The organism is Nocardia sp. NPDC127606 (assembly GCF_042671725.1).
Lineage (GTDB): Bacteria > Actinomycetota > Actinomycetes > Mycobacteriales > Mycobacteriaceae > Nocardia.
This window is the reverse complement of sequence record NZ_JBHXWQ010000001.1, coordinates 1,042,608-1,066,169: the sequence shown is the minus strand read 5'-3', so window position 1 is coordinate 1,066,169 and position 23,562 is coordinate 1,042,608. Positions and strand designations below refer to the sequence as shown.

Sequence of the window (23,562 nt, the reverse complement as noted above, 5' to 3'; positions counted from 1 at the left end):
TCTCGCGTTCACTCAGTGGCCGGCGCCCTCGAGTATGGTGATCGCGGAGACGGCGGTGGGCCCACCCAGGTTGTGCGCCAAGCCGATTCGCGCGCCGTCGACCTGGTTCACCGCGGTGCCACGCAACTGCTCGAACAGCTCGACGCACTGGGCGATGCCGGTGGCGCCCGGCGGATGTCCCTTGGTCTTGAGGCCACCGCTGGGGTTGACCGGCAGCGCACCGCCGACCGTGGTCGCTCCGGTCTCGAGGAGCTTGTAGCCCTCGAATCGTTCGGCGAATCCGAGGTCCTCGTAGCTCATCAGCTCGATGCCGGTGAAGTAGTCGTGCACCTCGGCCACGTCGATATCGGCGGGGCCGAGACCTGCCATCGCGAAGGCGCGCCGGGCTGCCCGCAGTGTCGCCGGGAAGGTGGTCAGGTCGGGGCGGTGTTGCAGCATGACCGAGTCCAGTCCCAGCCCGACCCCGCGCACCCAGACGGGGGCGTCGGTGTAGCGGTCGACCACGTCCTCGGCGGCGAGCACCAGGGCGGCGGCCCCGTCGCTCTGGGGTGCGCAGTCGTAGACTCGGAACGGATCGGCCACGATCGGGGATTGCAGCGCTTGTTCCATGGTGATCTCGAAAGGTAGCCGCACCTTGGGATTTCGCGCGCCGTGGCGGTGATTCTTCACCGCCACCATCGCCAGATGCTCACGCGTGGCATGCGACTCGTGCAGGTAGCGGTTCACGTGCAGGGCGTAGCCGGCGGGTGCGAACAGGCCGAGTTCGTAGTCCCAGGCGCGATGCCTGGTCATCGACTCCCATTCGCGCAGCATGTCCTTCTGGGCGGTCTCGCGCAGTTTGTCCGCGCCGATCACCAAGGCCACGTCCACCGCACCGGAAGCGATGGCGTACAAGGCATTACGCACCGCGTCGTTGCCGGTGGCGCAGGAATTCTCGATGTGGGTGACCGGCAGTTCGGCGAGCCCGAGCGATTCGGCGAGGATCCCGGACCCGAATCCGTCGGTGGTGCGGAGCGCACCGAACCACGCGGCGTCGATCTCGGCCACCCGCAGTCCCTTGTCGATGGAGGCGGCGCATTCGGCGAAGGCCATCGGCAGCAGGTCGCCGATCCCCAACGCGAAGTGTTCGGCGAAGGGGGTCATCCCGGCGCCGACGACTGCGACTCTTCTCATGGCAATTCCCTTTCCTGCCGCGCGAGCTCGGGTTCGAACGCGTATCCGTAGTCCGGGACGCCCGAGCGGGTCGCCATCCGGCGCAACACCATTCGGCCGCGCACCCCGATGCCGGCGGTGCCCGCGTCACCACCGGTCACCTTGGCAAGCGCGCGTACTCCGACATCGTCGAGTTCGACGATGACCAGCGAGTACGGACTCTCGAGCCCCGCCACCGGCATGCGCACCGTGGTCTCGGAATAGACGGTTCCGGTGCGCGGCAAGGGAACCAGGGTGTAGTCGGTGGCCAGTGTTCCGTCCTCGCCCAGCCGGTAGCGCGGGGGAAAATCGAGGGTGTCGCTGCCGTCGTGGCGACCTGCCTCCCAGCGCACCTTGGCCTCGAACGCCCGCTCGTAGGCGGCCAGCGAGATCGGCCGATCGGTCGCGGGTTCGACGACACCGTCGAGCGGCGGACGCGCCTGAGCTTCGTTGCGCCGCAACGACACCGGACCGGGCACGACAGCGACACCCGACAGGCCCGCCTGCTCCACCCCCACCAGCAGCCCGGCCGCGCCCGATTCGGCCATGGCGGCCAGCGCGAACAACGCCGAGGAGGCCCCGGAGGTCGGCAGCCGCGGCGGCGCCTGACACAGCGCGACAGCCTGCTTGTGCTCCACCCCCGCCACCGCGACCGGGGTATCCAGCCAGGCGGCCGACAGCGAGGCCACCACCCCGCGCTCACGCAACAGCCGGGGATCGCCGTAGTCGGTGACCCCGTTGGCATTTCGCGTGCGCACCGGCAGGCTGCGCGCAACCCGCGCGGTGGTGCGGATCTGCGCGCCACCGTGGTCGGAGATCCAGGCGGCCGCGGCCCCGGCGGGCTCGACGTCCACGCCGATCACCAGGGTGCGTGGCCTGGCCGAACTCAGCGCGTCCAGCGTGGCGGGGGCACCGCCGAGGCGCTCGATCACCTCGAGCTCGGGATCCAGGCCCAGCCCGGCGAGCAGGACCGCGGTGTTGCTGCTTTCCACCAGGGGCAGATCGCGGCTGACCACCACCACCCGCTCCACCGTCTCGCCCTCGGCGAGCGCGGAGCGACCCGCCGCCACCGCGAGGGTGACCGCGTCCTCGTCGCCCCCCACGATCCGGCGGTGCTGCTCACCCCAGCACGGCAGATATGTCCCTATCGATGCGACATGCGGCATGTCCGCTCCTTCCGGACGCTCAGGTGACCGCGCCCGCGGTCTTGAGCGTGATGATGCGATCCCAGTCGAGTCCTAGCTCGAGCAGGATCTCTTCGGTCTGTGCGGCGAACTCCGGTCCCGGCCGCACCGCGGGCGGCTCGACATCGAACTGCACCGGGCTGGCGACCAGCTCGAGCTCGCCCGCGGGCAGCACGTAGTCGTTGGCCCTGATCTGCGCGTCGGAGAGCAGCTGCAGCGAATCCTGCACCGGCGCCCACGGGCCGGCCAGTGTCGCGAATCGCCGCGTCCACTCGGCCAGGGTGCGTCCGCCGATCACCTCGCGCAGGATGGCCACCGCCGCGGCGGTGTGCTCGGCGATCGAGGCCGCGTCGCGAAACCTGGGGTCCTGCGCCAGTTCCGGGCGGTCGATGTGCGCACACACATCACCCCAGAACTTGGCGGGCTGCAGCATCACGAACGACAGGTACCGGTCGTCGGAGGTGGCGTAGAGACCCGACAGCGGGTTGGTCGACGCACCGTGGACGCCCGGCTGGGGCGCCACCATCGGCTGCTGCTGATGCGCCGAGAGCGCGATGGTGTGGCCGAGGGCCCACAGCCCGCTGCCGAGCAGTGACACGTCGACGACCGAAGTTTCGCCCGTGCGTTCACGTTTCAGCAGCGCGGCGGCGATTCCGCCCGCCAGATTGGTGCCGGAAATGGTGTCGCCGAACGCCGGACCGGGTGGCGGGATCAGTCCCTCCACCCCGGGCGGGGTGATGCTCGCGGCGATGCCCGCCCGGCACCAGAAGGCGGTCATGTCGTAACCGCCACGCCCGGATTCGGTGCCGCGGGGGCCGAGTGCGCTACCGCGGGCATACACGATATTCGGATTCACCGCACGGATGTCATCGAGGTCGATGCCGAACTTGGCCCGCGCCGAGGGCAGGAAGCTGGTCAGGAACACGTCCGCGTCCTTGGCCAGCGACTGGACCACCTCGCGTCCCTCCGCTACCGACATGTCGATGCCGATACTGCGCTTACCCCGATTCGCGTGCTCCACATTGGGATTCGGTTCGCCCTCCACGGTGAAGTTGCCGACCCGGCGCAACCCGCGCTGCGGGTCTCCCCCACTCGCGTGCTCCACCTTCACCACGTCGGCACCCCAGTCCGACAGCACCGCACCGGCCGAGGGCACGAATCCGTACATGGCGACCTCGAGCACCTTGATGCCCGCCAGCGGCCCGCTCACGCGAGGACTTCCGCGAGAGTCTTGCGCTCGAGGAACTCCTCGAATCCGTCCTTACCCATCTCCCGGCCGATCCCCGATTGCTTGTACCCGCCGAAGGGGGCATCCGGGTGAAAGTAGTTGCCGCCGTTGATGCTGAAGGTCCCGGTGCGCACCCGGCGCGCCACGGCTTTGGCCCGGTCCGCGTCAGCGCTGAACACCGCACCGGACAGCCCGTAGATCGAGTTGTTGGCGATGCGGACCGCGTCGTCGTCATCGGTGTAGGAGATCAGCGCCAGCACCGGACCGAACACCTCCTCCTGCGCGATCTCGCTGTCGGGGTCGACATTGGCGAGCAGCGTCGGGGCGTAGAAGAACCCAGGGTCGAGCTTGCGTCCACCCGTCACCAAGGTGGCGCCCGCCGCGACGGCGCGCTGCACCATGGCGTCCACCTTGTCGCGCTGCTTTTCGCTGATGAGCGGTCCCATATAGGTTTTCGGGTCGTTCGGGTCACCGTGGCGGACATGGCCGAGGTTCGCCGCGACCAATTCGGCGACCTGATCGTGGGCGTGTGCGGGAACCAGCAGCCGGGTGGTGAGCGCGCAGCCCTGGCCCGCGTGGGTGACCACGCTGAACGCCGCGAACATCGCCGCCGTGGTGAAGTCGGCGTCGTCGAGCAGGATCATCGCCGACTTGCCGCCGAGTTCGAGGAACACCTTCTTGAGGGTGGCGCTCGCGGCGGCCATGATCTCGCGGCCCACCGGGGTCGACCCGGTGAAGGTGACCACGTCTACGTCGGGATGGGTGGTCATCCGCTTGCCGACCTCGATGTCGGAGGACGCCAGGACATTGACGACGCCGGCCGGGATCTCGGTGTGGTTGGCGATGATCTCGCCCAGCGCCAGCGTGGACAGCGGAGTGTCGGGCGCGCCCTTGAGCACCACGGTGCAGCCTGCCGCCAGCGCGGGCGCCAGCTTGGCCAGCGCGAGCTGGTGCGGATAGTTGTAGGCGGCGATCGCGGCGACCACACCGGCCGCTTCCTTCTCGACCCACCGGTGGTGCTGCTGACCCCGAATCTCGACATTGCCGAGGTCCTCGGACCACTCGTAGCCGTCGAGCAGGTCGGCGTAGTAGCGGACGATCTCGAACGGTGACTCGAGCTGATTGCCCTGGGTGAGCGCCCGCGTGGCACCCACTTCGGCGATGGTCAGCGCGCGCAGGTCCTCGACATTGTCACGCAGTGCGCGATAGAGCTGGTTGAGGCAGCGTCGGCGGAACCGGGGGTTGGTCGCCCAGGTGGTGTCGTCGAAGGCGCGGCGCGCGGCGGCCACGGCGTCGTCCACGTCGGCGACCCCGGCTTCCGGCGCGTAGCCGTACACCTCGCCGGTCGCCGGATCGAGCGAAGCGAGCGTCTGCCCGGTCTCCCGGAGCTGCCCGTCGACGAGCAATCGACGTGTCACCGTCCCCGCCACTTCCTGCGTTGACATCCCGCCTCCTCGCTGGGGATCGACTCCCCATGGAAATACAATTCTCTTGCGGTGAGAATGGTACTGCCGTCGAGCGGATCACGGCAAGGATCCGCCGATACCGCCCGATCGGGCGCGATTTCCGAACGCGCCTGACACGCGCCGAATCCCGGCCAACTCTTGCGAACCACGACTTCACGAGAGTACGGTTCTCACATTCGGAAGGGAGATTCTTGTGTTCCGCATTACACCGGCAGACAACGCCGGAACGGAGGGTCGCGCGTGAAGACGGCGGTAGTCACCGGAGGCGCGTCCGGCATCGGGCTCGGGATCGCCGAGCGCCTGCGCAGCGGCGGATTCCATGTCGCCACCCTGGATCTCGCCCCGCCCACCGACGACGACTTCGCCTATCGCGCCGACGTCACCGACCCGATCCAGATCGCGGCGGCACTCGAGGCGATCCGGACGAAACTCGGCCCGATCACGATCCTGGTGAACTCGGCCGGGCTCGACGGGTTCCAGCGCTTCAAGAAGATGTCGTTCGAGGAATGGCAGCGGGTCATCAACGTGAACCTGCACGGCGTTTTTCACACGATTCAGGCCGTGCTGCCCGACATGCTCGACGCGGGCTGGGGCCGCATCGTCAACATCTCCTCGTCGAGCACGCATTCGGGCCAGCCGTTCATGGCGCACTACGTGGCGGCCAAGTCGGCGGTCAACGGCCTCACCAAAGCCCTTGCGCTGGAACTCGGTCCGTCGGGGATCACCGTGAACGCGGTGCCTCCGGGCTTCATCGACACCCCGATGCTGCGCAAGAACGAAGAAGCGGGCCGGCTCGGCGGGACGGTCGAGGACCACATCCAGCGCACGCCCGTGCGCCGGATCGGCACACCGGCCGATATCGCCGCCATGTGCGCCTTCCTGATCTCCGACGAAGCCGCCTACATCACCGGACAGATCTTCGGTGTCAACGGCGGCCGCAACACATGAGCACCCATCATTTTGAACGAGAGGACAACCCGTGGGACGCGTAGAGGGCAAGGTCGCCTTCGTCACCGGAGCGGCACGCGGCCAAGGCCGCAGTCACGCCGTCCGGCTGGCCGAAGAGGGCGCCGACATCATCGCTGTCGACATCTGCCGCGATGTCGAGACACTCGGCTACGCGCTGTCGCGACCCGAGGATCTCGAGGAGACGGCTCGGCTGGTCGAGAAGACCGGGCGCCGCATCATCGCCGAGCAGGCCGACGTTCGTGACGTGGGGCAACTGCGGGCGGTATTGGACCGTGGTGTGGCCGAATTCGGTCACCTCGACATCGTCATCGCCCAGGCGGGCATCGCCGGGATGAAGGGCACCCCGCAGTGGCAGGCGTGGTCGGATGTGATCGACACCAACCTGATCGGTGTCATCAACACCATCCAGGTGTCGCTGCCGCATCTGACAGCGGGCGCGTCCATCATCGCCACCGGTTCGGTCGCGGCGCTGATGGACCTCGCCAAGGTGGATCAGCCCGGCCGCGACCCCGGCGGTGTGGCCTACGTGGTGGCCAAGCGTGGTCTGTCCGAGTACGTGCACCATCTGGCCCTGCACATCGCGCCACAACAGATCCGCGCCAACGTGATCCACCCGACCAACTGCGACACCCCGATGCTGCAGAGCGAGCCGATGTACCGGTCGTTCCGCCCCGATCTCGAGCATCCGACCCGCGCCGACGCCGAGCCCGCGTTCGGTGTCCAGCAGGCCATGCCGATCCCCTTCGTCGACGCCCGCGACATCAGCGAGGCCGTGCTGTTCCTGGCCTCCGACCAGGCGCGCTTCATCACCGGAACGCAGTTGCGCGTCGACGGCGGCGGCTACCTGAAGTGGCACGAATACCACATCTGAGAGGAATCACTGTGAAGGTCCACGTCGATCAGCAGCGCTGTCAGGGGCACACATTGTGCGCCATGATCGCGCCGCAGTCGTTCGAACTCAGTGACATCGACGGCCATTCCTCGCCGCTGAGCGAGGCCGTGCCGTCGGATCAGCAGGAACAGGTGCGCGAGGCCGTGCACTCGTGCCCCGAGCGCGCGATCACCCTGGCGGAATAGAGGTATGACATGACCGTCGACGACATCGGCCACGACGCCGAGCGCAAACAGCCCACGTTCCACTTCGACCGCTACGCACCGGAATACCGCGAGGGGTTCGCCGAGATCACCGAGACGATGCAGCGCGAGTGCCCGGTCGCCTGGACCGACACCTACGACGGTCACTGGGTCGCCGCGGGCAATCGCGAGGTCTTCGAACTCGCCCGCTGCCCGCACGTGTCCAACGATCACGACACCCAGGGCGTCCGGAAGGGCTACCGCGGCATCTCGATTCCGCCGGCGCCGCGCGCCAGGGGTATTCGCGGCGGGATCCTCGAGATGGACGAACCCGAGCATCGCGAATTGCGTTCGGTGCTCAACCCGTATCTCTCCCCCGCCGCCGTGCAGCGCTGGGTGCCGTTCGTGGACGAGGTGGTGCGCGCGGCGATCGACGAGCACATCGAGAGCGGGCGAATCGATTTCGTCGACGATCTGGCCAATGTCGTGCCCGCCGTGCTCACCCTCGGCATGCTCGGTATCCCGCTGGCGAAGTGGACCATCTACAACGAGCCGGTGCACGCGGCGGTGTACACGCCACCGGACTCCCCGGACTACCCGCGCGTCGCGGAGATGCACCGGGCACTCGGTATCGACCTGCTCACCAATATGGCCGAGATCCGGCAGAACCCACGGCCCGGGCTGGTGCACGCGGTGCTCGGTGCCACGCTCAACGGTGAGCCCCTGCCGGACATGGAAATCCTGGGCATGCTCAGCCTGCTCATCGGCGGCGGGTTCGATACGACCACCGCGCTCACCGCCCATGCGCTGGAATGGCTTTCGGAGAATCCGGCCGAGCGCGAGATGCTCAGCACCGAACGCGACGTGCTGCTCGACTCGGCCACCGAGGAGTTCCTGCGCTACTACACGCCGGCACCGGGCGATGCGCGCACTGTCGCGGCCGACTGTGAGGTGGCGGGCGCGTCCTTCAAGGAAGGCGAGCGGCTGTGGCTGTCGTGGGCGATGGCCAACCGCGACCCGGCCGCGTTCGAGGATCCCGACAAGGTCGTGCTCGATCGGAAGGGCAACCGGCACTATAGTTTCGGGCTCGGCATCCACCGGTGCATCGGTTCCAATGTGGCGCGCGTGGTGTTCAAGCGGATGCTCGTCGCGGTCCTCGATCGGATGCCCGACTACCAGGCTGTCGCGGCGGAGACCGTCCACTACGACACCATCGCGGTGATCCAGGGCATGCGGCATCTGCCCGCCACGTTCACGCCCGGCAAGCGGCTCGGGCCCGGCCTGGACGAGACGCTGGCGAAGTTGCAGAAGGTGGTCGACGAACAGCGGCTCGCCGAGCCGGTGACGATCAATCGCGCCAGCGCGCAAATCTGACCCCACCGCTCGCTCGAGCAGAAACAAGGAGGCGCCCGTGGCGGCGGACAGCACCGGAGAGCACGGGAAGGCCACGGCCGCACCCGTGTCCGGGCGGCCCCTACCCCTGCTCGGCTTGGACACCGAGTTCTTCTGGACCGCGGGCGCCGACGGCGTGCTGCGGATCCAGGAGTGCCTCGGCTGCTCCGCGCTCCTGCATCCCCCGCAGCCGCGGTGCCGCTACTGTCGCGGCCACGAGCTCAGCATCCGCGCGGTGTCCGGCTTCACGACGCTCATCAGCTTCACCGTGAATCATCGGTTCGCCGTCCCAGGCCTCGCTCCGCCGTATGTGGTGGCCACGGTCGCGCTGACCGAGGATCCGCGAGTCCGGTTGACCACCAACATCATCGAGGCCGACCCGGCCACCCTCGAACTCGGGATGCGACTCGAAGTGGTGTTCCAACCGGACGGCGACGTGTGGCTGCCGCTGTTCCGGCCGGTCGCCGACCAGCCGGCGGTAGCCGAGCTGCCCACCGACGAGATCGCCCCCGACTCCTTCGCACGGCACGTACGACCGATGTTGCGCGGCAACAAGTTCGAGGACGAGGTGGCACTCACCGGCATCGGGATGTCGGAGATCGGCCGCAGGCTCATGGTGCCCGCCCTGTCGCTGACCGTGGCGGCCTGCGAGCGCGCGGTGGCCGACGCCGGACTCACCTTCGACGATATCGACGGCCTGTCGTCCTATCCCGGCGGCGGTAATCTCGGCGGCTTCGCCGAGGGCGGCGTCACCGCACTCGAGGCGGCCCTCGGTATCCGGCCGACCTGGCACAACGGCGGAATCGAAACGTTCGGCCCCGGCGGCGCCGTGATCGCCGCCATGACCGCGGTGGCCGCCGGGCTGGCCCGCCACGTCCTGTGCTTTCGCACCGTCTGGGAATCCACCTTCAGCGAGCTGATGAAAGCGGGCCGGATCGGCGCCACCGGTGGCCGGACCACCAGCTGGCTCACGCCGTTCGGCGCCACCTCAGCCGCGCACACACTGGCGCAGAAGGCGCAGCGGCACTTTCACGAATACGGCACCACCAAGGAGACGCTCGGCTGGATCGCGCTGAACCAGCGCGCCAACGCCGCGCTCGACCCCAGCGCGGTCTATCGCGACCCGATGACCATGGACGACTACCTCAACGCGCGTCCCGTCACCACCCCGTTCGGACTCTACGACTGCGACGTGCCGTGCGACGGCGCGGTCGCGATCATCGTCTCCGCCACCGATACGGTCGCCGACCTGCCGAGCACACCGGTGTTCGTCGAAGCGGTCGGCACCCAGATCCTAGAGCGCATCGAATGGGACCAGAGCACCCTCACCCATGAACCGCAGGTCCTCGGCCCGGCCGCGCACCTGTGGACCCGCACCGACCTGCGCCCCCGCGATGTGGACGTGGCCGAACTCTACGATGGTTTCACCTTCAATTGCCTGTCCTGGATCGAGGCGCTCGGCTTCTGCGGAATTGGCGAGGCCAAGGACTTTCTCGACGGCGGCAAGAACATCGCCCGCGACGGGCTGATCCCGGTGAACACCCACGGCGGCCAGCTCTCCCACGGCCGCACCCACGGCATGGGCCTGATCCACGAGGCGGTGGCGCAGTTGCGCGGACAGGCCGGGCCGCGACAGGTGGCCGGCGCCAGGGTCGCGGTGGTGTCCAGCGGCGGGCTCACCCCCGGCGGCGCGATGCTGCTGCGCACCGAATCCTGATGGCCAGAAAGCGAGACATCGTGACGCTCATCCACTCCGAACTCCGTGACCTCGGCGACGATGCCCCGACGGCCGTGATCACCGAGGTCGGTGGGATACCGATCTCCGGGCTGCTGGCCGAGGCACCGTCGCCGCGCGCGGTGCTCGTCGCGCTGCACGGCGGCTCGACCACCTCGGCGTACTTCGACTGCCCCGGCTATCCGGACCTGTCGCTGGTCCGCCTGGCGCACCGGCTCGGCTACACGGTGCTCGCGCCGGACCGACCCGGTTACGGCAGCTCGGCACCGTACGCCGATCGGCTCGCCGCACCGAATGTTCGCGCGGACGTGATGTTCGAGGCGATCAGCGCGTTCCTGCGCGACCGCTCGCGCGGCGCAGGCGTTTTCCTCACGGCCCACTCGGCCGGATCCGAACTCGGAATGCGGATGGCGGGCGATCCACGGTTCGCCGACCTGCTCGGCGTGGAACTGGCCGGGACCGGCTTCCGCTACCACCCCGACGGCGCGGGCATCCTGCGCACCGTCGGCCCCGACAGCCCACGGCCACCCGGCGTCGGTGACCTCATCTGGAATCCGGCGCGGCTCTATCCGCCGGGCACCCACCGTGGCGCGTCGATCGCCTCGCCCGCCCCGCCTGCCGAAACCCAGGCCGTCGTCGACTGGGGTTCGAAGGTCTTTCCCGAGCTGGCGGCCGGAATTCGGGTGCCGGTGCGTTTCACCGCGGGTGATCACGAACGGGTCTGGTCCAACGACGCCGCGGCGCTGGCGGAGGTGGGGGCGCTGTTCACGGCCGCACCGCGCGTCGTGCTCAACAGCCAGCCCAATACCGCACACAACATGAGCGTCGGCCATACCGCCGTCGCCTATCATCTGGGCTTGCTCGCCTTCGCCGAGGAGTGCATAGTCGCTGCGGAACACGGTGAATTCACCGGTCCCACACCACAATTCGACGGTGGCTCCGTGCCGCCGAGGGAGTGAACGCCATGGACGCGACCGATGTCGCCCTGTTGTTGCTGCGAGTAGTCCTCGGCGGCACCATGATCGCGCACGGAGTCAATCATTGGCTCGGTGGTGGTCGGATCGCGGGCACCGCGGGCTGGTTCACCGGACTCGGGCTGCGCAACGGTCTGCTGCAGGCGAGGCTGAGCGTGATCACCGAGATCGGTGCCGGGGCACTGCTGGTCCTCGGACTGTGCACGCCGCTCGGTGCGGGTGCGGTGGTGGGCGTGATGCTCGTCGCCGGGCTGCTCGCGCACCGCACGCACGGATTCTTCGTGTTCAAGGAGGGCTACGAGTACGTCCTCGTGCTCGCGGTCGCCTCGGTCGCGCTCGGCATCCTCGGACCCGGCCGGATCTCGCTCGACCACGCCCTCGATATCGCGGTCATCGGATGGTGGGGCGGCGTGGTCGCCCTCGGCCTGGGGATCGCCTCGACCATCGCCCTGCTCGCGGCGTTCTATCGCCCGGCGGCCACCGGACAGGAGGCGCACTGAAATGCGCGTCGGATTCATCGGATTGGGCAGTCAGGGCGGGCCGATGGCGCGCCGCATCATCGATGCCGGATTCACGACCACGCTGTGGGCGCGTAGGGCTGCCACGCTCGAGCCCTACGCCGATACCGCGGCAGGTACCGCACAATCTCCGGCCGAGCTGGCCGCGGTCAGTGATCTGGTGTGCGTGTGTGTCGTCGGCGATGCCGATGTCCGTGAGGTCGTCACCGGCGACAAGGGGGTGCTCGCCGCAATGGCACCCGGAACAACGCTTGCCATCCACTCGACGGTGCACCCGAATACCTGTCGGAAGATCGCCGAACTAGCCGCGCCCCTTGGTGTTTCAGTTATGGATGCCCCGGTGAGTGGTGGTGGTCCCGCAGCTGCCGAGGGCAGACTGTTGGTGATGGTCGGCGGTGCCGTCGAAGCGGTCGAGGCCGCGCGACCGGTTTTCGCGACCTACGCCGATCCGATCGTGCACCTCGGCGAGGTGGGCGCCGGACAGTTCGCCAAGCTGCTGAACAACCTGCTGTTCACCGCGAATCTGGCTACCGCACAAGGGACTTTGCGTCTCGGGGCCGAACTCGGTGTCGACCCCGGACGACTCGGGGAAGTCATCACCCACGGCACCGCCAGCAGTTTCGCGCTGGGCCGGGTCGTCGCCGCGGGCGGCACCCTCGACGCGCTGGCCACCCGAGCCGGTGACCTGCTGCGCAAGGATGTCGGCCTGATCGCCGAATTGGCCGACGCCGCGGGCGCCGCACCGGGAATCGAACTGGGTGCCGCCGATGCCGCGCTGGCCGTGATGCACCGCGAGCGTGCCGCGATACCGAGCCGGTAGGAGCCGGCATGCGTGTGGGATTCGTAGGCGCGGGGCGGATGGGCCGCCCGATGGTCGCGCAATTGGTCGCGGCCGGGCACACGGTGCGTGTACTGGCCCGCAGCGACCGGGCACACGCGGAGTTGGCGGCGCTGGGCGCTACTCCCGTGAACTCGGCGATCAAGGTGGCCCAGGCCGCGGAGGTCGTGCTCGTCTGTGTGTTCACCGACGAGCAGGTTCGCGAAATATGCTTGGACGGAACACTTCTCGGAGGACTTCCACGCGGAGCACTGATCGTCCTGCACACCACCGGCAGCCCCGAGACGGCCGATGCCGTCGCCGCCAGGGCGCGCGACCGAGGTATCGGCGTGGTCGATGCCCCGGTCAGTGGCGGCCCGCACGATATCGCCGCTGGCACGCTGACCGTGTTCCTCGGCGGCGCCGAATCCGATGTCGCCACCGCCGAGGCCGTTGTGGGCGCGTATGCCGACCCGATGCTGCACGTCGGAGCACTCGGGTCCGGTCAGCGCGTGAAGCTGGTGAACAACATCTTGTTCGCGGCACAGATCGGCTTGGTCGCCGAGGCCGTGCGCGTCGGCACCCAACTCGGCCTACCCGAGTCCGCCCTACTCGCCGCACTCCCCCACGCCAGCAGCGGCGGGCGGGCTATCTCGAGTGTCTCGGCCCGTGGATCGGTCGACGAGTTCCGTTCCACCGTCGGCGAATTCTTGCGCAAGGACATCGCGGTAGCCCATGATCTCGCCGCGACGCTCGGCGCCGATCTCGGCTTGCTGGGCCCCGCGCTACAAGCAGGCCTCGCCCCCATCGCATCCCGAGCTCCCACCGCGTAGCCTCCCGGACCGCTCGGCCCACGAACAGATCGCCCCTCAACCGGCTCGACCGATCGCCCACTCGGGTACCCGTGGTGCACCAGCACCACCGATGGCGGCGTACCGGTACGTCAGCGCCGAAGACCTCGACGACCTGGCCAGCTCCACCCTGCGCACCCGACCCCGGACCGCACTGGAGGCACTGCTCACCGGCGCCACCAACGGACCGGCCCATCAACCACTCACCCGCACGAACAGACCGGCCGGGGTGGATCACGCTGTGGTGCAGCATGATTCACCCGGCCGGTTGTTGTCGCTCACTCGATGACGATCGCACTCTCCGGGCAGGCGGAGACGGCGTCGGCCACCGCGTCCTCCAGGTGGGCGGGCACCGCGCCCGCGGCAGCTTCGGCGTATCCGCTGTCGGTCAGGGTGAAAACTTCCGGGCACAGCCCGAGGCAGGCACCGTGGCCGCGGCAGCGATCCGCGTCGACACTCACCTTCATCGGGCGTCCTCGGTCAGGTCCACTTCCAGATGCAGCGACGTGAGCCCCCGGAGGATGAAGGTGGGCAGATAGTGGTACTTGCGCGCGTCGGCCGGTCCGTGCACGCTCTCATCGATCCGCAGGTCGGTGGTGCGATCCAGCAGTCGCTCGATGGCGATCCTGGCCTCCGCGCGAGCCAGCGGCGCACCGGGGCAGGTGTGCACGCCACGTCCGAATGCGATGTGCTGGCGGGCATTATGGCGCGCCGGATCGAACGTCGACGGGTCGTCGAAGCGGCGCGGGTCACGGTTGGCGGCGCCGTTGACGACCATCAGCACCGTTCCCACCGGCACGTCGGTGCCACCGACCGTCGTGGTCGACTTCGCGAGCCGGAAGTCGCCCTTCACCGGGCTCTCCATCCGCAACGCCTCCTCGATGAAATTCTGGATGCGGCTCTTGTCCTCGCGCAGGTGCGCCTGGATATCGGGGCGTTCGGCGATCAATCTCATTGCCGAGCTGAGCAATCGGACCGTGGTCTCCTGACCGGCGGAGAAGACATTGGCGGCCACCCGCACGACATCGAGAACCTCCGGCTGCGAACCATCCGGGAACGTCGCGGTCGCCAGGCTGGTGAGGACGTCGTTGCGCGGGTTGCGCCGGCGATCCTCGATATAGGCCGAGAACCTGGCGTACAGGAACTCGATCGGGTTGTGGGACATGCCCTCCCCCTCGGTGCTGCCGACGTTGGCGCCTTCCCGGTGGGGGTCGCGCTGCAGCGTGTGCAGGAACTCCTCCTGGTCGTCGGCGGGGACACCGAGCAGATCCGCGATCACGTACAGCGTGAAGGGACCGGCGAACTCCCGCATGTAGTCACCGCCGTTGGCCAGGTAGTGATCGAGCATGCGGTCGGCCATCGACCACATCGCCTCCTCGTTCTCCTTGAGCCGCTTCGGGGTGATCAGCCGCATGAGCAGCGCGCGGTGCTCGGCGTGCATCGGCGGATCCATCGTCGGCAGCTGATCGCTCATCGGCAGGCTGTCGCGATGCTGTTCGATCAGGGCACCGACATCGCTGCTCTCGTCGAGCGGGACCGGGAACCCGGGGAAGGGGCCCGTCACAGCGATACACGAGGAGAAGCGTTCGACGTCGTTGTAGACCTCGAGCGCCTCGTCGTAGCCGGTCACCATCATCACCTCGTGATGGGGTTCCCGTGCTACCGGGCATTGTTCCCGCAGCGCATCGAAGTAGGGGTAGGGGTCTGCCACCAATTCCTGTCCGAGGAAGAAGTCCAGATCCTGGAAGTTGTTCACCACGCGACGGTCCCTTCGAGATTCCGGTCGACGCCACCCAGAGGCTGTCAGTGCCGGTTGACTTCCGTGATTGAGAATAAGCCTCTCACATGTGAGTATGAGATTTCCACAATGGCAGCTTCGCGTCAACCGGAGGACCGACCCCATGCCCCACGATCCCACCGCGGACCAGCGGTTTTTCCAGATGACCACCCGAGATTTCCTCGCAGGCACCGTCCCGATCGCCACCGTGCGCGTGCTCGCCGAAGCCGGTACCGGTTTCGATCGGGACTGGTGGCGGCGGGGTGCCGAGCTGGGCTGGACCGCCATGCTGGCGCCCGAGAGTCACGGCGGCGGCTCGGTCTCGGGCCATCCGATGACCGAACTCGCCCTGGTGGCAACCGAACTCGGCCGCGGCGCCGCACCCGGACCGTTCGTCACCACCAGCGCGGTACTCGCCGGGCTCGGCACCGCCGGCGACCGCTTCGCCGAGACGGTGGGCGCGATCGTGACCGGCGACACCGTCGCCACCTGGGCGGTCTACGAGCCCGGCATGGGTTTCGGCCCGCTCACCGGCACCGCCTACGGCACCCGCGCGGTGGCGACCGGTGACGGCTTCCGGCTGACCGGCGTCAAGGACCGGGTGGAGGCGGCCGATCAGGCGGACCTGTTCCTGGTCACGGCCACGGGCGACGACGGCCCGCTACAGGTGCTGGTGCCCGCCGACGCGCCGGGTGTCACCGTCAGCCCCAGCTGGACCGTCGATCTCACCCGCCGTACCTCGCGGGTCGCCTTCGACGATGTCGTCCTCGGCGCGGAGTCGGTGACACACACCGGAACCGAGGCCGTCACCGCCCTGCGCGCGCAGGCCGGAGCGGCCGCGCTGCTCACCGCGGCGGAATCCGCCGGTGCCGCCGACCGGGCGCTCGACAGCACGCTGACCTGGCTGTTCGAGCGCTACACCTTCGGCCGCCCGTTGGCCTCGTACCAGGCACTCAAGCACCGCATGGCCGACAACAAGACCTGGCTGGAGGCCTGCCACGCCACCGCGTTCGCCGGCGCGGCGGCGTGGGACGCCGGCGCGCCGGAAACCGCCGAGTACATCAGCATCGCGAAATCCTATGTCGGCGCCAAAGCCCCTGTGATCGCCCAGGATTGCGTGCAGTTGCACGGCGGCATCGGCGTCACCTGGGAACACGATCTGCACCTGTACCTGCGCCGGATCACCCTCGGCCGCGCGCTGTACGGCACGCCGGAGGAGCACCGCCGCCACATCACCGATCTGCTCGACACCGCGGCATGACCGCACCGTCCACCGAGGAAGGCTTCGCAGCTATGACCACCGAGATCGAGCCCGTCGCCCAGTTCCGTACCAGAGCACGGAATTGGTTGCGGGCCAACATGCCCCCGGCACCGGCGGTGGCGCCGCCGTCCGACACCGAGGCGGCCTGGGATCGCGCTCGCCAGTTGCAGCGCTTGCTCCACGACGGTGGTTTCGCCGGCATCTGTTTCCCCACCGAGTACGGCGGGCTCGGGCTGACCACCGACCATCAGGACGCGTTCACCGACGAGTCCCTCCCCTACGAGATGCCGCTGCTGCTGAACGTGCCCACCCTGGCCATCTGCGCCGCCAGCCTGCTCGATCTCGGCACCGAGGAACAGAAGCGAACCCACCTGCCCGCGGTGTTGCGCGGCGACGAGATCCTGGTGCAGTTCCTGTCCGAGCCGCGCGGCGGGTCGGATCTGGCTGGTCTCACCTCCCGCGCCGACCGCGACGGTGATCGCTGGGTCCTCAACGGTTCCAAGATCTGGAGCTCGGGCGCCTACGCCGCCGACTACGCCCTGTGCCTGGCCCGCACCGACTGGTCGGTGCCGAAACATCAAGGCCTGACCCTGTTCCTGGTCCCGGTGCACGCCGAGGGCGTTACGGTGCGGCGGATCAAGCAGGTCACCGGGTCGACCGAGTTCTGCCAGGAGTTCTTCGACGATGTCGAGCTCCCGGCGGACGCGGTGGTCGGTGAGGTCGACGCGGGCTGGGCCGCTGCCTCACGCCTGCTCTTCCACGAACGGGCCGCGCTCGGCGGCACCTCGCCCTACACCAGTGGCGCCCGGCCGCACCTCGGCGGCGAGGCCGACCAGTTGCTTCGCCTGGCGAAAGCCACTGGCCAACAAGATAATTCGCGGGTTCGCGAGGACATCGGCGAGGCACGGGCGATGAATGTCGTACGCGACCAGCTCATCTCGCACGTGACCCAGTCGATCACGACGGGCGCGCTACCTCCCGCGGCGGGCGCCATCCCCCGGCTCTTCTCCGCCGAGAACGCCTGGCTGCAAACCGATACGGCGGTGCGCATCGCCGGGCCGATGGCGGCCACACACACCCAGGGAGACGGCGCCGACACCGAAACCGTCGGACTCGACTATCTGTTCCGCGCGGCGTGGAGCCTGGCCGGTGGGAGCACCGAGATGGCGCGCAATGTGATCAGCGAACGTGTGCTCGGGATGCCGAGGGAGTCGGCTGCCGATCGCGATGTGCCGTTCAACGAGGTTCCGCACGGACGGTGAGTTCGCGGCTCCTCGCCTCCGTGGCGAGGAGCCGCCCCGCCAGCGGTGGAGCCGTTGTATTCGATGGTGAGTGTTTCGCTGCACGGCTGTTTCACCGAAGTGGTACTGACCGAGTTCCTCCGGCTCTCGGACTGACAGGTGAGCGTAATAGCCCTGCGCGCCATCGTCATCGGTGAGCGATGGACTTCCTTTCGATGAAGTTCGGGCGGTGGTTCGCGCTCAGGTACCGGTCCAGTGGGGTGCGCGCTTGTCTGCGAACGCCCGCGGGCCTTCTTGGGCGTCCGAGCTGTGGTAGCAGTGTGTCGAGGCGTGCCGTGCCGCCTGTAGTGCAGCCGATCGGCCCATTTCGGTGGCGAGCATGACCGTCTCCCTGGCGGCGCGCACCGACAGCGGGGCACCGGCCGCGATCTCCCGTGCCAGGTCGAGCGCGGCGGTCAGCAGGTCGGCGGGCTCGGCCAGGCGGTTCACCAGGCCGATCTCATAGGCCCGTCGCGCGTCGATCGACTTGCCGGTCAACAGGATCTCCATCATGATCCGCTGCGGGATCATGTGGATCAGCGGCGCGGCCCACGGCGAGCTGCGCCCCACCTTCACTTCGGTGATCGCGAAGGACGCGGTCGTCGAGGCGACACACAGATCGCACGCCTGGGCGATCATCCAGCCCCCGGCGAAGGCGACACCGTTCACCGCCGCGATCGTCGGTTTACTCAGTGCCACAGTGTCATACGGCACAGGGAACATGTCCGGTGGCGGCACCGTCATCGCGGTCTCCACCATTTCCTTCAGATCGCCGCCGGCGCAGAAGGCCGACCCGGCGCCGGTGAGCACGGCGACCCGCAGCGCGGGGTCGTCCTCGAATCGCGCCCAAGCGTCGAACAGCCCGGCCCGGACATCACGGGAAAGACAGTTGCGAGTTTCGGGGCGGTTCAAGGTGATCACCGCGATCCCGTCCGGGCGGGCCTCGAACAGCACAGCATCGTCGGTCATCAGAATCCTCTCCGCTGGATCTCGCGCGCCGCACGGTCCAGGTCGTCGCGAAAATCGGGGTGCGCGATCGCGATCAGCGCGCGCGCACGTTCGGCCAGCGTGCGGCCGACGAGTTCGGCGGCACCGAATTCGGTGACGATCACGTCCACCTCGGTGCGTGCGGTGGTCACCGGGCCGGACAGGGTGGCGGCGATCCGGCTGACCGTCCCGCCGCGCGCCGTGGACTGCAGGGCGATCACCGACCGCCCACCCGGCGATCGCACACCGGCTCGTACGAAATCGACCTGTCCGCCGGTGCCACCGAAATAGGCGGTGCCGCTCTGTTCGGCGTTGACCTGGCCGGTGAGGTCCACCTCCACGGCCGAGTTCACGGTGACCAGCCCACTGAGCCGGGCGAGGACGGCGGGGTCGTGGGTGTAGGCGGTGCTGCACATCCGGATTTGTGGGTTGCCGTCGGCGAAACGGTAGAGCTGCTCGGTGCCGATCAGGGCGCCGGTGATCGATACCCCGCGGTCGATCTCCTTGCGCGCGTTGGTGATCACCCCCGCCTGCACCAGGTCGACCAGGCTGTCGCCGATCATCCCGGAGTGCACGCCGAGATCGGTGCGGTCGCGCAGCAGACGCAGGACGGCGTCGGGGACCGCGCCGATGCCGACCTGCAGCACCGCGCCGTCGGCGATGAATTCGGCGACGTGCCGGGCGATCGCGTCGTCCGCGGGCCCGATGGTCGCGGGTGCCACGGACACCGGGTCACGCGACACCCGAACCGCGTAATCGATGTCGTCGGCGTGGATGCGCTCGCCCATCGTGCGCGGCACCCGGTCGTTCACCTCGGCCACGACCACCCGGGCCGCCCGCACCGCGGCACGCACGTGATCGCTGATCAAGCCGAGGCTGTGCGTCCCGTCCGCGGCGGCAGGCGCTACCTGGACGAAGGCGACGTCGCAGGCGAGCTCGCCCGCCTCGATCATCGGACCGATCCGGCTGACATGACACGGCACCACGCCCAGCCGATGCACCGCCGACAGTGACCGCAGCGCACCGATGGCGCCCATGCTCACCGGCTCGAACACCGCTGCCGCCGCCGGAGTGATCAACCCCGAGAAGCTGGTCGCGATGAACAGCGACAGATCTGGGATATCGCCACCCTGCGCGATGAGCAGCTCGATCAGGGAGGTCGGCTCGCCGCACGCCTGCCCCGCGACGATCCGGTCACCGGGACGCAGGATCGCCCGCAGATCGAGGTCGGCGGCGGACAACACAGCCGTCATCGGGCCCACCCACCACGGACGACCTGCTGGGCGGGCACCTCGCCGGCATTCCTCGACAACGCCGGTCCGGTGACCGCCGAACGTCCGAGGACCTCATCGGTATCGGCGCCGAGTCGGGGCGCCGGGCCAGCGACTCGACCCGGTGTCCGCGAGAACCAGGCGGGCGGGCCGGGAAAGCGAACCGGTCCGTGGGGAGTGTCAACGGTCTCGAAGAAGCCGACCGCGGCGAGGTGGTCGTTGTCGAAAAGCTCGTTGAGGGAGCGCACCGGCGCGGCCGGAATATCAAGGGCGCGTAGCAGTGTCAGCCATTCGGCGGTGGTCCGCTGGGCGAAGATCTCGCTGAGCCCGGCGTAGATGGTATCGATCCGCGCCGCGCGCTGGGCCAGCGTGGCGAACTCCGGGCCGGCCCATGGTGGGCGCACCGCGTCGACGAACGCTGTCCAATGTTTGTCGTTGTAGACCAGTGCCGCCAGGTATCCGTCGGCGGTGCGGTAGGGCCTGCGGTCGGGCGTGACCGCCCGTGGATAGACCGCGGGGCCGAGCGGTGGGTCGAACATGGCACCGTTGGCGTGCTCGACGAGCATGAACGCCGCCATGGTCTCGAACATGGCGACCTCGACCTCCTGGCCCTCGCCGGTGCGCTCGCGATGCAGCAGCGCCATCGTGGTGGCGTACACGGCGGTCAGTCCGGCGACCTTGTCGGCGATGATGCTGCCCACGTAACCCGGTGTGCCGGTGAGCATTTCCTGCGCGTAGGGCAGTCCGCACTCGGCCTGGACGGTGTCGTCGTAGGCGGGACGATCGGAGTCCGGGCCGCCGCGGCCGTAGCCGTAGCAGTTGGTGTAGACAATATTCGGGTTCACCTTCGCCACGTCCTGGTAGCCGAAGCCGAGACGCTCGATCGCCGCGGCCCGCATGGAATGGACGAACACATCGGCACCGGCGATCAGCGCACGCAGCGCGGCGGCGTCCTGCTCGGTGCGCAGGTCCAGCACGACACTGCGCTTACCCCGGTTGACGTTGACGAACACCCCGCTCATGCCCGGCTCCGGACCCACCGAGATGTAGCGGGTGTCGTCACCGCGCGGTGGTTCGACCTTGATCACGTCGGCGCCCATGTCGGCCATGATCTGCGTGCAGTAGGGGCCCATCACCATCGCCGTCAGGTCGATGACCCGCATCCCCGACAGCGGACCTGTGTGTTCCATCGTGTCCCCTTCGCCCATCACGCCCGTTCGGGCTAACTAGTGAATCCTTGCAAGGATAGTGCTATGAAAGAAGGCGTGGACAGCAACATCGGCAAAATCCGTGCTCCGCGCCCCATCGCGACGGTGCTCGACACCCCCCTGCGCACCCGCCCCGACGCCACCGCGCTGATCGCCGCGTCGGGCGCGTGGAGCTACGCCGAACTCGACGAGCAGGGGGCGCGGGCGGCCGGTGCGCTGTGGTCGCTCGGGGTCCGCCCCGGCGCCCGGGTCGCGGCCTGCCTGCCCAATGACCTCGGCATCGTCGCCGCGTTCCACGGCGCGCAGCGGATCGGCGCGATCTGGGCGGGTATCGGCGAGGCGAACGCCCCGGCCGAACAGCAGTACCTGCACGATCTCTGCGATCCCACCGTGGTTCTGGCCGGTCCGCAGTGGCGCGCCACCTCACCGCGAGCCGTGGATCCGGATTGCTGGGCCGACGAGCTCGCCCGCGCCGAACCCGCGCCCGAGATCACCCACGACATCGACGCCGCCGCGGGCATCGCGTTCACCAGCGGCACCTCCGGGCGACCAAAGGCCGTGGTGCACAGCCAGCGCAATCTGATGCTGCCCGGCGCCGTCACGGTCGACACTCGCGGGTGGGGCCCTGACCTGCGCCGGGGCGACAGTTTCCCGCTCACCATCCTGAACATGATGGTGTTGTCCACGCTCACCACGGCCCAGGCGGGTGGTTGCGCGGTGATCATGGACCGTCGCGACGTGGCCGGGGTGGCCGAGTGGATCGCCGAGCACCGGGTGACGGTGTGGAACGGCGCCCCGGCCCAGCTCTACGACCTGGCGCGCCGTCCGGACGCGAATCTCCTCTCCCTGCAAGAGATCTGGAGCGGCGGCAGCGATACCCCGGACGCGGTTCGCACCACCTTCGCCGACGCTCACGGGCTCGTACCCCGAACGACCTACGGCCTCACCGAGGCACCGACGGTGGTCGCCATCGACCCGCCCGGCACCGACTGGACGCGGGGGAGCAGCGGCCGGGTGCTCCCCCACCTCGACGTGGCTGCCTACGACGACGAGGGCCATCGCCTCCCACCGGGTGCACTGGGCGAGCTCTGCCTGACCGCAGCGAGCGACGGCCTGTGGGCCGGACTCTGGCGACCTCCGCTCGGCCACTGGTCCGACGGTGAGATACACCCACTTCCCTTGGGCCCCTTGGCTACCGGCGACATCGGCACGGTCGACCCGGCCGGACAGCTCGCGGTGCTTGACCGGAAGAAGATGGTGATCATCCGCGGTGGCGCGAACGTCTACCCACTCGAAGTGGAGCGGGTGCTGGCGATCCACCCCGACGTCACCAAGGTGGCGGTATGCCCCGTGCCGGACGAACGACTCGGACAGAAGGTCGCCGCTCTTGTCGAAACAAGCTCTACCACTATCGATTTCGATGAACTCGCGGCGCTGTGCCGACGCGAACTCGCCGGTTACAAGGTGCCCGAGATCTGGACGAGAGTGGATGCGCTGCCGATGAACGCCATGGGCAAGATCGAGCGCACCGGGCTCACCGCACTCGCGCAGCGGGCGCAGCGATGAGCGCCCTGCGGTTGTTCGATTTGACCGGCCGGGTCGCGGTGGTGACCGGCGCGTCGTCGGGACTCGGCGCCGCGGTGGCCGAGGCACTCGCCGAGCTCGGCGCCAGCGTCGCGGTCCTCGCCCGCCGCGCCGACCGGCTGACCGACCTCGCTACCCGCATCGACGGACTAGCGGCGGTCTGCGATCTGGCCGATCCGGCGCAGATCGCCACCGTGGTACCGACTGTCGCCGAACAACTCGGCCCGCCGACGATCCTGGTGAACGCGGCGGGCAACAGATTCACCACCGAGCGCGCCGAAGACGAACCACTCGACGCCGTCGAGCGCACCCTCGGCCTCAACCTGGTGGCCCCGCTCCTGCTGGCCCAGGCGATTTTCGCGCACATGCGCGACGCCGGGGGCGGTTCAGTCGTCAATGTTTCCTCGATCAGCGGCCGGGTGGGCATTCCTGGTATCCCCCAGGCCTCGTACGCGGCGAGCAAGGCCGGATTGTCCGGGCTCACCACCGAACTCGCGGTGCAGTGGGCCCGGCACTCGATCCGGGTGAACACCGTCGCGCCCGGCTTCTTCCGCAGCGAGATCACCGACAGCCTCTACGACAGCCCCCGCGGCGCCGAGTACCTGCGCCGCAACACCCCACTGCCCAGCGAAGGCACGGCGCAGGACCTGGTCGGCGCCATCACCTGGCTCGCCGGCGACGCCGCGCGCTACGTGACCGGACAAACCATCGTGGTCGACGGCGGCTGGACCGCGCGCTGACACCACCTCCGCCGACGGCGGGTTGACACCGAACACACCTGATGAAAGCATGATT

The 23,562-nt window shown here is 68.8% G+C and carries 23 protein-coding genes; 14 read left to right on the top strand and 9 right to left on the bottom strand.

Going from position 1 to position 23,562, the window contains the following annotated elements; all coding sequences use genetic code 11:
* Positions 1-12: 12 nt before the first annotated feature.
* The 4 genes from ACFVJ5_RS05045 to ACFVJ5_RS05030 are packed head-to-tail and all read right to left on the bottom strand — an operon-like array spanning position 13 to position 5,048.
* Complete coding sequence (locus tag ACFVJ5_RS05045) at positions 13-1,173, bottom strand: thiolase family protein (protein ID WP_379218576.1); 1,161 nt, start codon at positions 1,171-1,173, stop codon at positions 13-15.
* Positions 1,170-2,357, bottom strand: coding sequence for an OB-fold domain-containing protein (locus tag ACFVJ5_RS05040; RefSeq protein WP_379218575.1), 1,188 nt, complete (start codon positions 2,355-2,357; stop codon positions 1,170-1,172). The genes ACFVJ5_RS05045 and ACFVJ5_RS05040 overlap by 4 nt, the downstream gene beginning before the upstream one ends.
* Positions 2,358-2,376: 19 nt before the next feature.
* Positions 2,377-3,585 (bottom strand): CaiB/BaiF CoA transferase family protein, encoded by a 1,209-nt coding sequence (locus tag ACFVJ5_RS05035; protein ID WP_379218574.1) that lies wholly within the window; start codon positions 3,583-3,585, stop codon positions 2,377-2,379.
* Positions 3,582-5,048 carry an aldehyde dehydrogenase family protein gene (locus ACFVJ5_RS05030; protein WP_379218573.1) on the bottom strand — a complete coding sequence of 489 codons (1,467 nt, stop codon included), beginning with the start codon at positions 5,046-5,048 and terminating at the stop codon, positions 3,582-3,584. Before ACFVJ5_RS05030 ends, ACFVJ5_RS05035 begins: the two co-directional genes overlap by 4 nt.
* Before the next feature lie 261 nt (positions 5,049-5,309).
* Here ACFVJ5_RS05030 and ACFVJ5_RS05025 point away from each other — a divergent pair, with 261 nt between their 5' ends.
* The 10 genes from ACFVJ5_RS05025 to ACFVJ5_RS04980 all read left to right on the top strand — a co-directional run bounded on the left by ACFVJ5_RS05025 (position 5,310) and on the right by ACFVJ5_RS04980 (position 13,688).
* Positions 5,310-6,017 (top strand): SDR family NAD(P)-dependent oxidoreductase, encoded by a 708-nt coding sequence (locus ACFVJ5_RS05025; protein WP_379218572.1) that lies wholly within the window; start codon positions 5,310-5,312, stop codon positions 6,015-6,017.
* 31 nt (positions 6,018-6,048) lie between these two features.
* Positions 6,049-6,909 carry a mycofactocin-coupled SDR family oxidoreductase gene (locus tag ACFVJ5_RS05020; protein ID WP_379218571.1) on the top strand — a complete coding sequence of 287 codons (861 nt, stop codon included), beginning with the start codon at positions 6,049-6,051 and terminating at the stop codon, positions 6,907-6,909.
* Positions 6,910-6,920: 11 nt separating this feature from the next.
* Complete coding sequence (locus ACFVJ5_RS05015) at positions 6,921-7,115, top strand: ferredoxin (protein ID WP_379218570.1); 195 nt, start codon at positions 6,921-6,923, stop codon at positions 7,113-7,115.
* Between the two features lie 9 nt (positions 7,116-7,124).
* Positions 7,125-8,486: a cytochrome P450 gene (locus ACFVJ5_RS05010; protein ID WP_379218569.1), complete on the top strand. Its 1,362-nt coding sequence runs from the start codon at positions 7,125-7,127 to the stop codon at positions 8,484-8,486.
* Positions 8,487-8,523: 37 nt separating this feature from the next.
* Complete coding sequence (locus ACFVJ5_RS05005; protein ID WP_379218568.1) at positions 8,524-10,221, top strand: OB-fold domain-containing protein; 1,698 nt, start codon at positions 8,524-8,526, stop codon at positions 10,219-10,221.
* Entirely contained in the window at positions 10,221-11,198 is a 978-nt protein-coding gene (locus tag ACFVJ5_RS05000) for an alpha/beta hydrolase (protein ID WP_379218567.1), read from the top strand. Before ACFVJ5_RS05005 ends, ACFVJ5_RS05000 begins: the two co-directional genes overlap by 1 nt.
* Before the next feature lie 5 nt (positions 11,199-11,203).
* Positions 11,204-11,713 (top strand): DoxX family protein, encoded by a 510-nt coding sequence (locus ACFVJ5_RS04995; RefSeq protein WP_379218566.1) that lies wholly within the window; start codon positions 11,204-11,206, stop codon positions 11,711-11,713.
* A gap of 1 nt (position 11,714) precedes the next feature.
* Entirely contained in the window at positions 11,715-12,551 is an 837-nt protein-coding gene (locus ACFVJ5_RS04990; RefSeq protein ID WP_379218565.1) for an NAD(P)-dependent oxidoreductase, read from the top strand.
* Positions 12,552-12,559: 8 nt separating this feature from the next.
* The gene (locus ACFVJ5_RS04985; RefSeq protein ID WP_379218564.1) at positions 12,560-13,381 is read left to right on the top strand and encodes an NAD(P)-dependent oxidoreductase; all 822 of its coding nucleotides are present in this window, start codon (positions 12,560-12,562) and stop codon (positions 13,379-13,381) included.
* A gap of 91 nt (positions 13,382-13,472) precedes the next feature.
* Positions 13,473-13,688, top strand: a complete 216-nt coding sequence (locus tag ACFVJ5_RS04980; protein ID WP_379218563.1) for a hypothetical protein — start codon at positions 13,473-13,475, stop codon at positions 13,686-13,688.
* On the opposite strand, the gene ACFVJ5_RS04975 is transcribed toward ACFVJ5_RS04980, so the two are convergent.
* Both ACFVJ5_RS04975 and ACFVJ5_RS04970 read right to left on the bottom strand, forming a co-directional pair.
* Positions 13,678-13,866 carry a ferredoxin gene (locus ACFVJ5_RS04975; RefSeq protein WP_379218562.1) on the bottom strand — a complete coding sequence of 63 codons (189 nt, stop codon included), beginning with the start codon at positions 13,864-13,866 and terminating at the stop codon, positions 13,678-13,680. The two genes, ACFVJ5_RS04980 and ACFVJ5_RS04975, sit on opposite strands and share 11 nt — an antisense overlap.
* On the bottom strand, positions 13,863-15,158 hold the full coding sequence (locus ACFVJ5_RS04970) for a cytochrome P450 (protein WP_379218561.1): 1,296 nt from the start codon (positions 15,156-15,158) through the stop codon (positions 13,863-13,865). The genes ACFVJ5_RS04975 and ACFVJ5_RS04970 overlap by 4 nt, the downstream gene beginning before the upstream one ends.
* 142 nt (positions 15,159-15,300) lie before the next feature.
* Between ACFVJ5_RS04970 and ACFVJ5_RS04965 the strand changes: the two genes are divergently transcribed.
* Positions 15,301-16,437 carry an acyl-CoA dehydrogenase family protein gene (locus ACFVJ5_RS04965; protein ID WP_379218560.1) on the top strand — a complete coding sequence of 379 codons (1,137 nt, stop codon included), beginning with the start codon at positions 15,301-15,303 and terminating at the stop codon, positions 16,435-16,437.
* Positions 16,434-17,699, top strand: a complete 1,266-nt coding sequence (locus tag ACFVJ5_RS04960; protein ID WP_379218559.1) for an acyl-CoA dehydrogenase family protein — start codon at positions 16,434-16,436, stop codon at positions 17,697-17,699. Before ACFVJ5_RS04965 ends, ACFVJ5_RS04960 begins: the two co-directional genes overlap by 4 nt.
* 219 nt (positions 17,700-17,918) lie before the next feature.
* Here the strand turns inward: ACFVJ5_RS04960 and ACFVJ5_RS04955 are convergent, their stop codons facing one another.
* From ACFVJ5_RS04955 to ACFVJ5_RS04945, 3 genes are read right to left on the bottom strand one after another with little or no spacing between them, the layout of a single operon-like run.
* A complete protein-coding gene (locus tag ACFVJ5_RS04955; RefSeq protein WP_379218558.1) occupies positions 17,919-18,686 on the bottom strand; it encodes an enoyl-CoA hydratase/isomerase family protein in 768 nt (255 codons plus the stop codon).
* A complete protein-coding gene (locus ACFVJ5_RS04950) occupies positions 18,686-19,957 on the bottom strand; it encodes an acetyl-CoA hydrolase/transferase family protein (RefSeq protein ID WP_379218557.1) in 1,272 nt (423 codons plus the stop codon). Before ACFVJ5_RS04950 ends, ACFVJ5_RS04955 begins: the two co-directional genes overlap by 1 nt.
* A complete protein-coding gene (locus ACFVJ5_RS04945) occupies positions 19,954-21,165 on the bottom strand; it encodes a CaiB/BaiF CoA transferase family protein (protein ID WP_379218556.1) in 1,212 nt (403 codons plus the stop codon). Before ACFVJ5_RS04945 ends, ACFVJ5_RS04950 begins: the two co-directional genes overlap by 4 nt.
* Positions 21,166-21,228: 63 nt before the next feature.
* Between ACFVJ5_RS04945 and ACFVJ5_RS04940 the strand changes: the two genes are divergently transcribed.
* Both ACFVJ5_RS04940 and ACFVJ5_RS04935 read left to right on the top strand, forming a co-directional pair.
* Positions 21,229-22,749 carry a class I adenylate-forming enzyme family protein gene (locus ACFVJ5_RS04940; RefSeq protein WP_379218555.1) on the top strand — a complete coding sequence of 507 codons (1,521 nt, stop codon included), beginning with the start codon at positions 21,229-21,231 and terminating at the stop codon, positions 22,747-22,749.
* A complete protein-coding gene (locus ACFVJ5_RS04935) occupies positions 22,746-23,507 on the top strand; it encodes an SDR family NAD(P)-dependent oxidoreductase (protein WP_379218554.1) in 762 nt (253 codons plus the stop codon). Before ACFVJ5_RS04940 ends, ACFVJ5_RS04935 begins: the two co-directional genes overlap by 4 nt.
* Positions 23,508-23,562 lie beyond the last annotated feature (55 nt).

Excerpts from the sequence above, each read along its gene's own strand:
- ACFVJ5_RS05045 (WP_379218576.1), bottom strand. The coding sequence starts at position 1,173 with ATGAGAAGAGTCGCAGTCGTCGGCGCCGGGATGACCCCCTTCGCCGAA.
- ACFVJ5_RS05040 (WP_379218575.1), bottom strand. The coding sequence starts at position 2,357 with ATGCCGCATGTCGCATCGATAGGGACATATCTGCCGTGCTGGGGTGAG.
- ACFVJ5_RS05030 (WP_379218573.1), bottom strand. The coding sequence starts at position 5,048 with ATGTCAACGCAGGAAGTGGCGGGGACGGTGACACGTCGATTGCTCGTC.
- ACFVJ5_RS05010 (WP_379218569.1), top strand. The coding sequence starts at position 7,125 with ATGACCGTCGACGACATCGGCCACGACGCCGAGCGCAAACAGCCCACG.
- ACFVJ5_RS05000 (WP_379218567.1), top strand. The coding sequence starts at position 10,221 with ATGGCCAGAAAGCGAGACATCGTGACGCTCATCCACTCCGAACTCCGT.
- ACFVJ5_RS04995 (WP_379218566.1), top strand. The coding sequence starts at position 11,204 with ATGGACGCGACCGATGTCGCCCTGTTGTTGCTGCGAGTAGTCCTCGGC.
- ACFVJ5_RS04990 (WP_379218565.1), top strand. The coding sequence starts at position 11,715 with ATGCGCGTCGGATTCATCGGATTGGGCAGTCAGGGCGGGCCGATGGCG.
- ACFVJ5_RS04985 (WP_379218564.1), top strand. The coding sequence starts at position 12,560 with ATGCGTGTGGGATTCGTAGGCGCGGGGCGGATGGGCCGCCCGATGGTC.
- ACFVJ5_RS04980 (WP_379218563.1), top strand. The coding sequence starts at position 13,473 with ATGGCGGCGTACCGGTACGTCAGCGCCGAAGACCTCGACGACCTGGCC.
- ACFVJ5_RS04975 (WP_379218562.1), bottom strand. The coding sequence starts at position 13,866 with ATGAAGGTGAGTGTCGACGCGGATCGCTGCCGCGGCCACGGTGCCTGC.
- ACFVJ5_RS04965 (WP_379218560.1), top strand. The coding sequence starts at position 15,301 with ATGCCCCACGATCCCACCGCGGACCAGCGGTTTTTCCAGATGACCACC.
- ACFVJ5_RS04960 (WP_379218559.1), top strand. The coding sequence starts at position 16,434 with ATGACCGCACCGTCCACCGAGGAAGGCTTCGCAGCTATGACCACCGAG.
- ACFVJ5_RS04955 (WP_379218558.1), bottom strand. The coding sequence starts at position 18,686 with ATGACCGACGATGCTGTGCTGTTCGAGGCCCGCCCGGACGGGATCGCG.
- ACFVJ5_RS04950 (WP_379218557.1), bottom strand. The coding sequence starts at position 19,957 with ATGACGGCTGTGTTGTCCGCCGCCGACCTCGATCTGCGGGCGATCCTG.
- ACFVJ5_RS04945 (WP_379218556.1), bottom strand. The coding sequence starts at position 21,165 with ATGGAACACACAGGTCCGCTGTCGGGGATGCGGGTCATCGACCTGACG.
- ACFVJ5_RS04940 (WP_379218555.1), top strand. The coding sequence starts at position 21,229 with ATGAAAGAAGGCGTGGACAGCAACATCGGCAAAATCCGTGCTCCGCGC.
- ACFVJ5_RS04935 (WP_379218554.1), top strand. The coding sequence starts at position 22,746 with ATGAGCGCCCTGCGGTTGTTCGATTTGACCGGCCGGGTCGCGGTGGTG.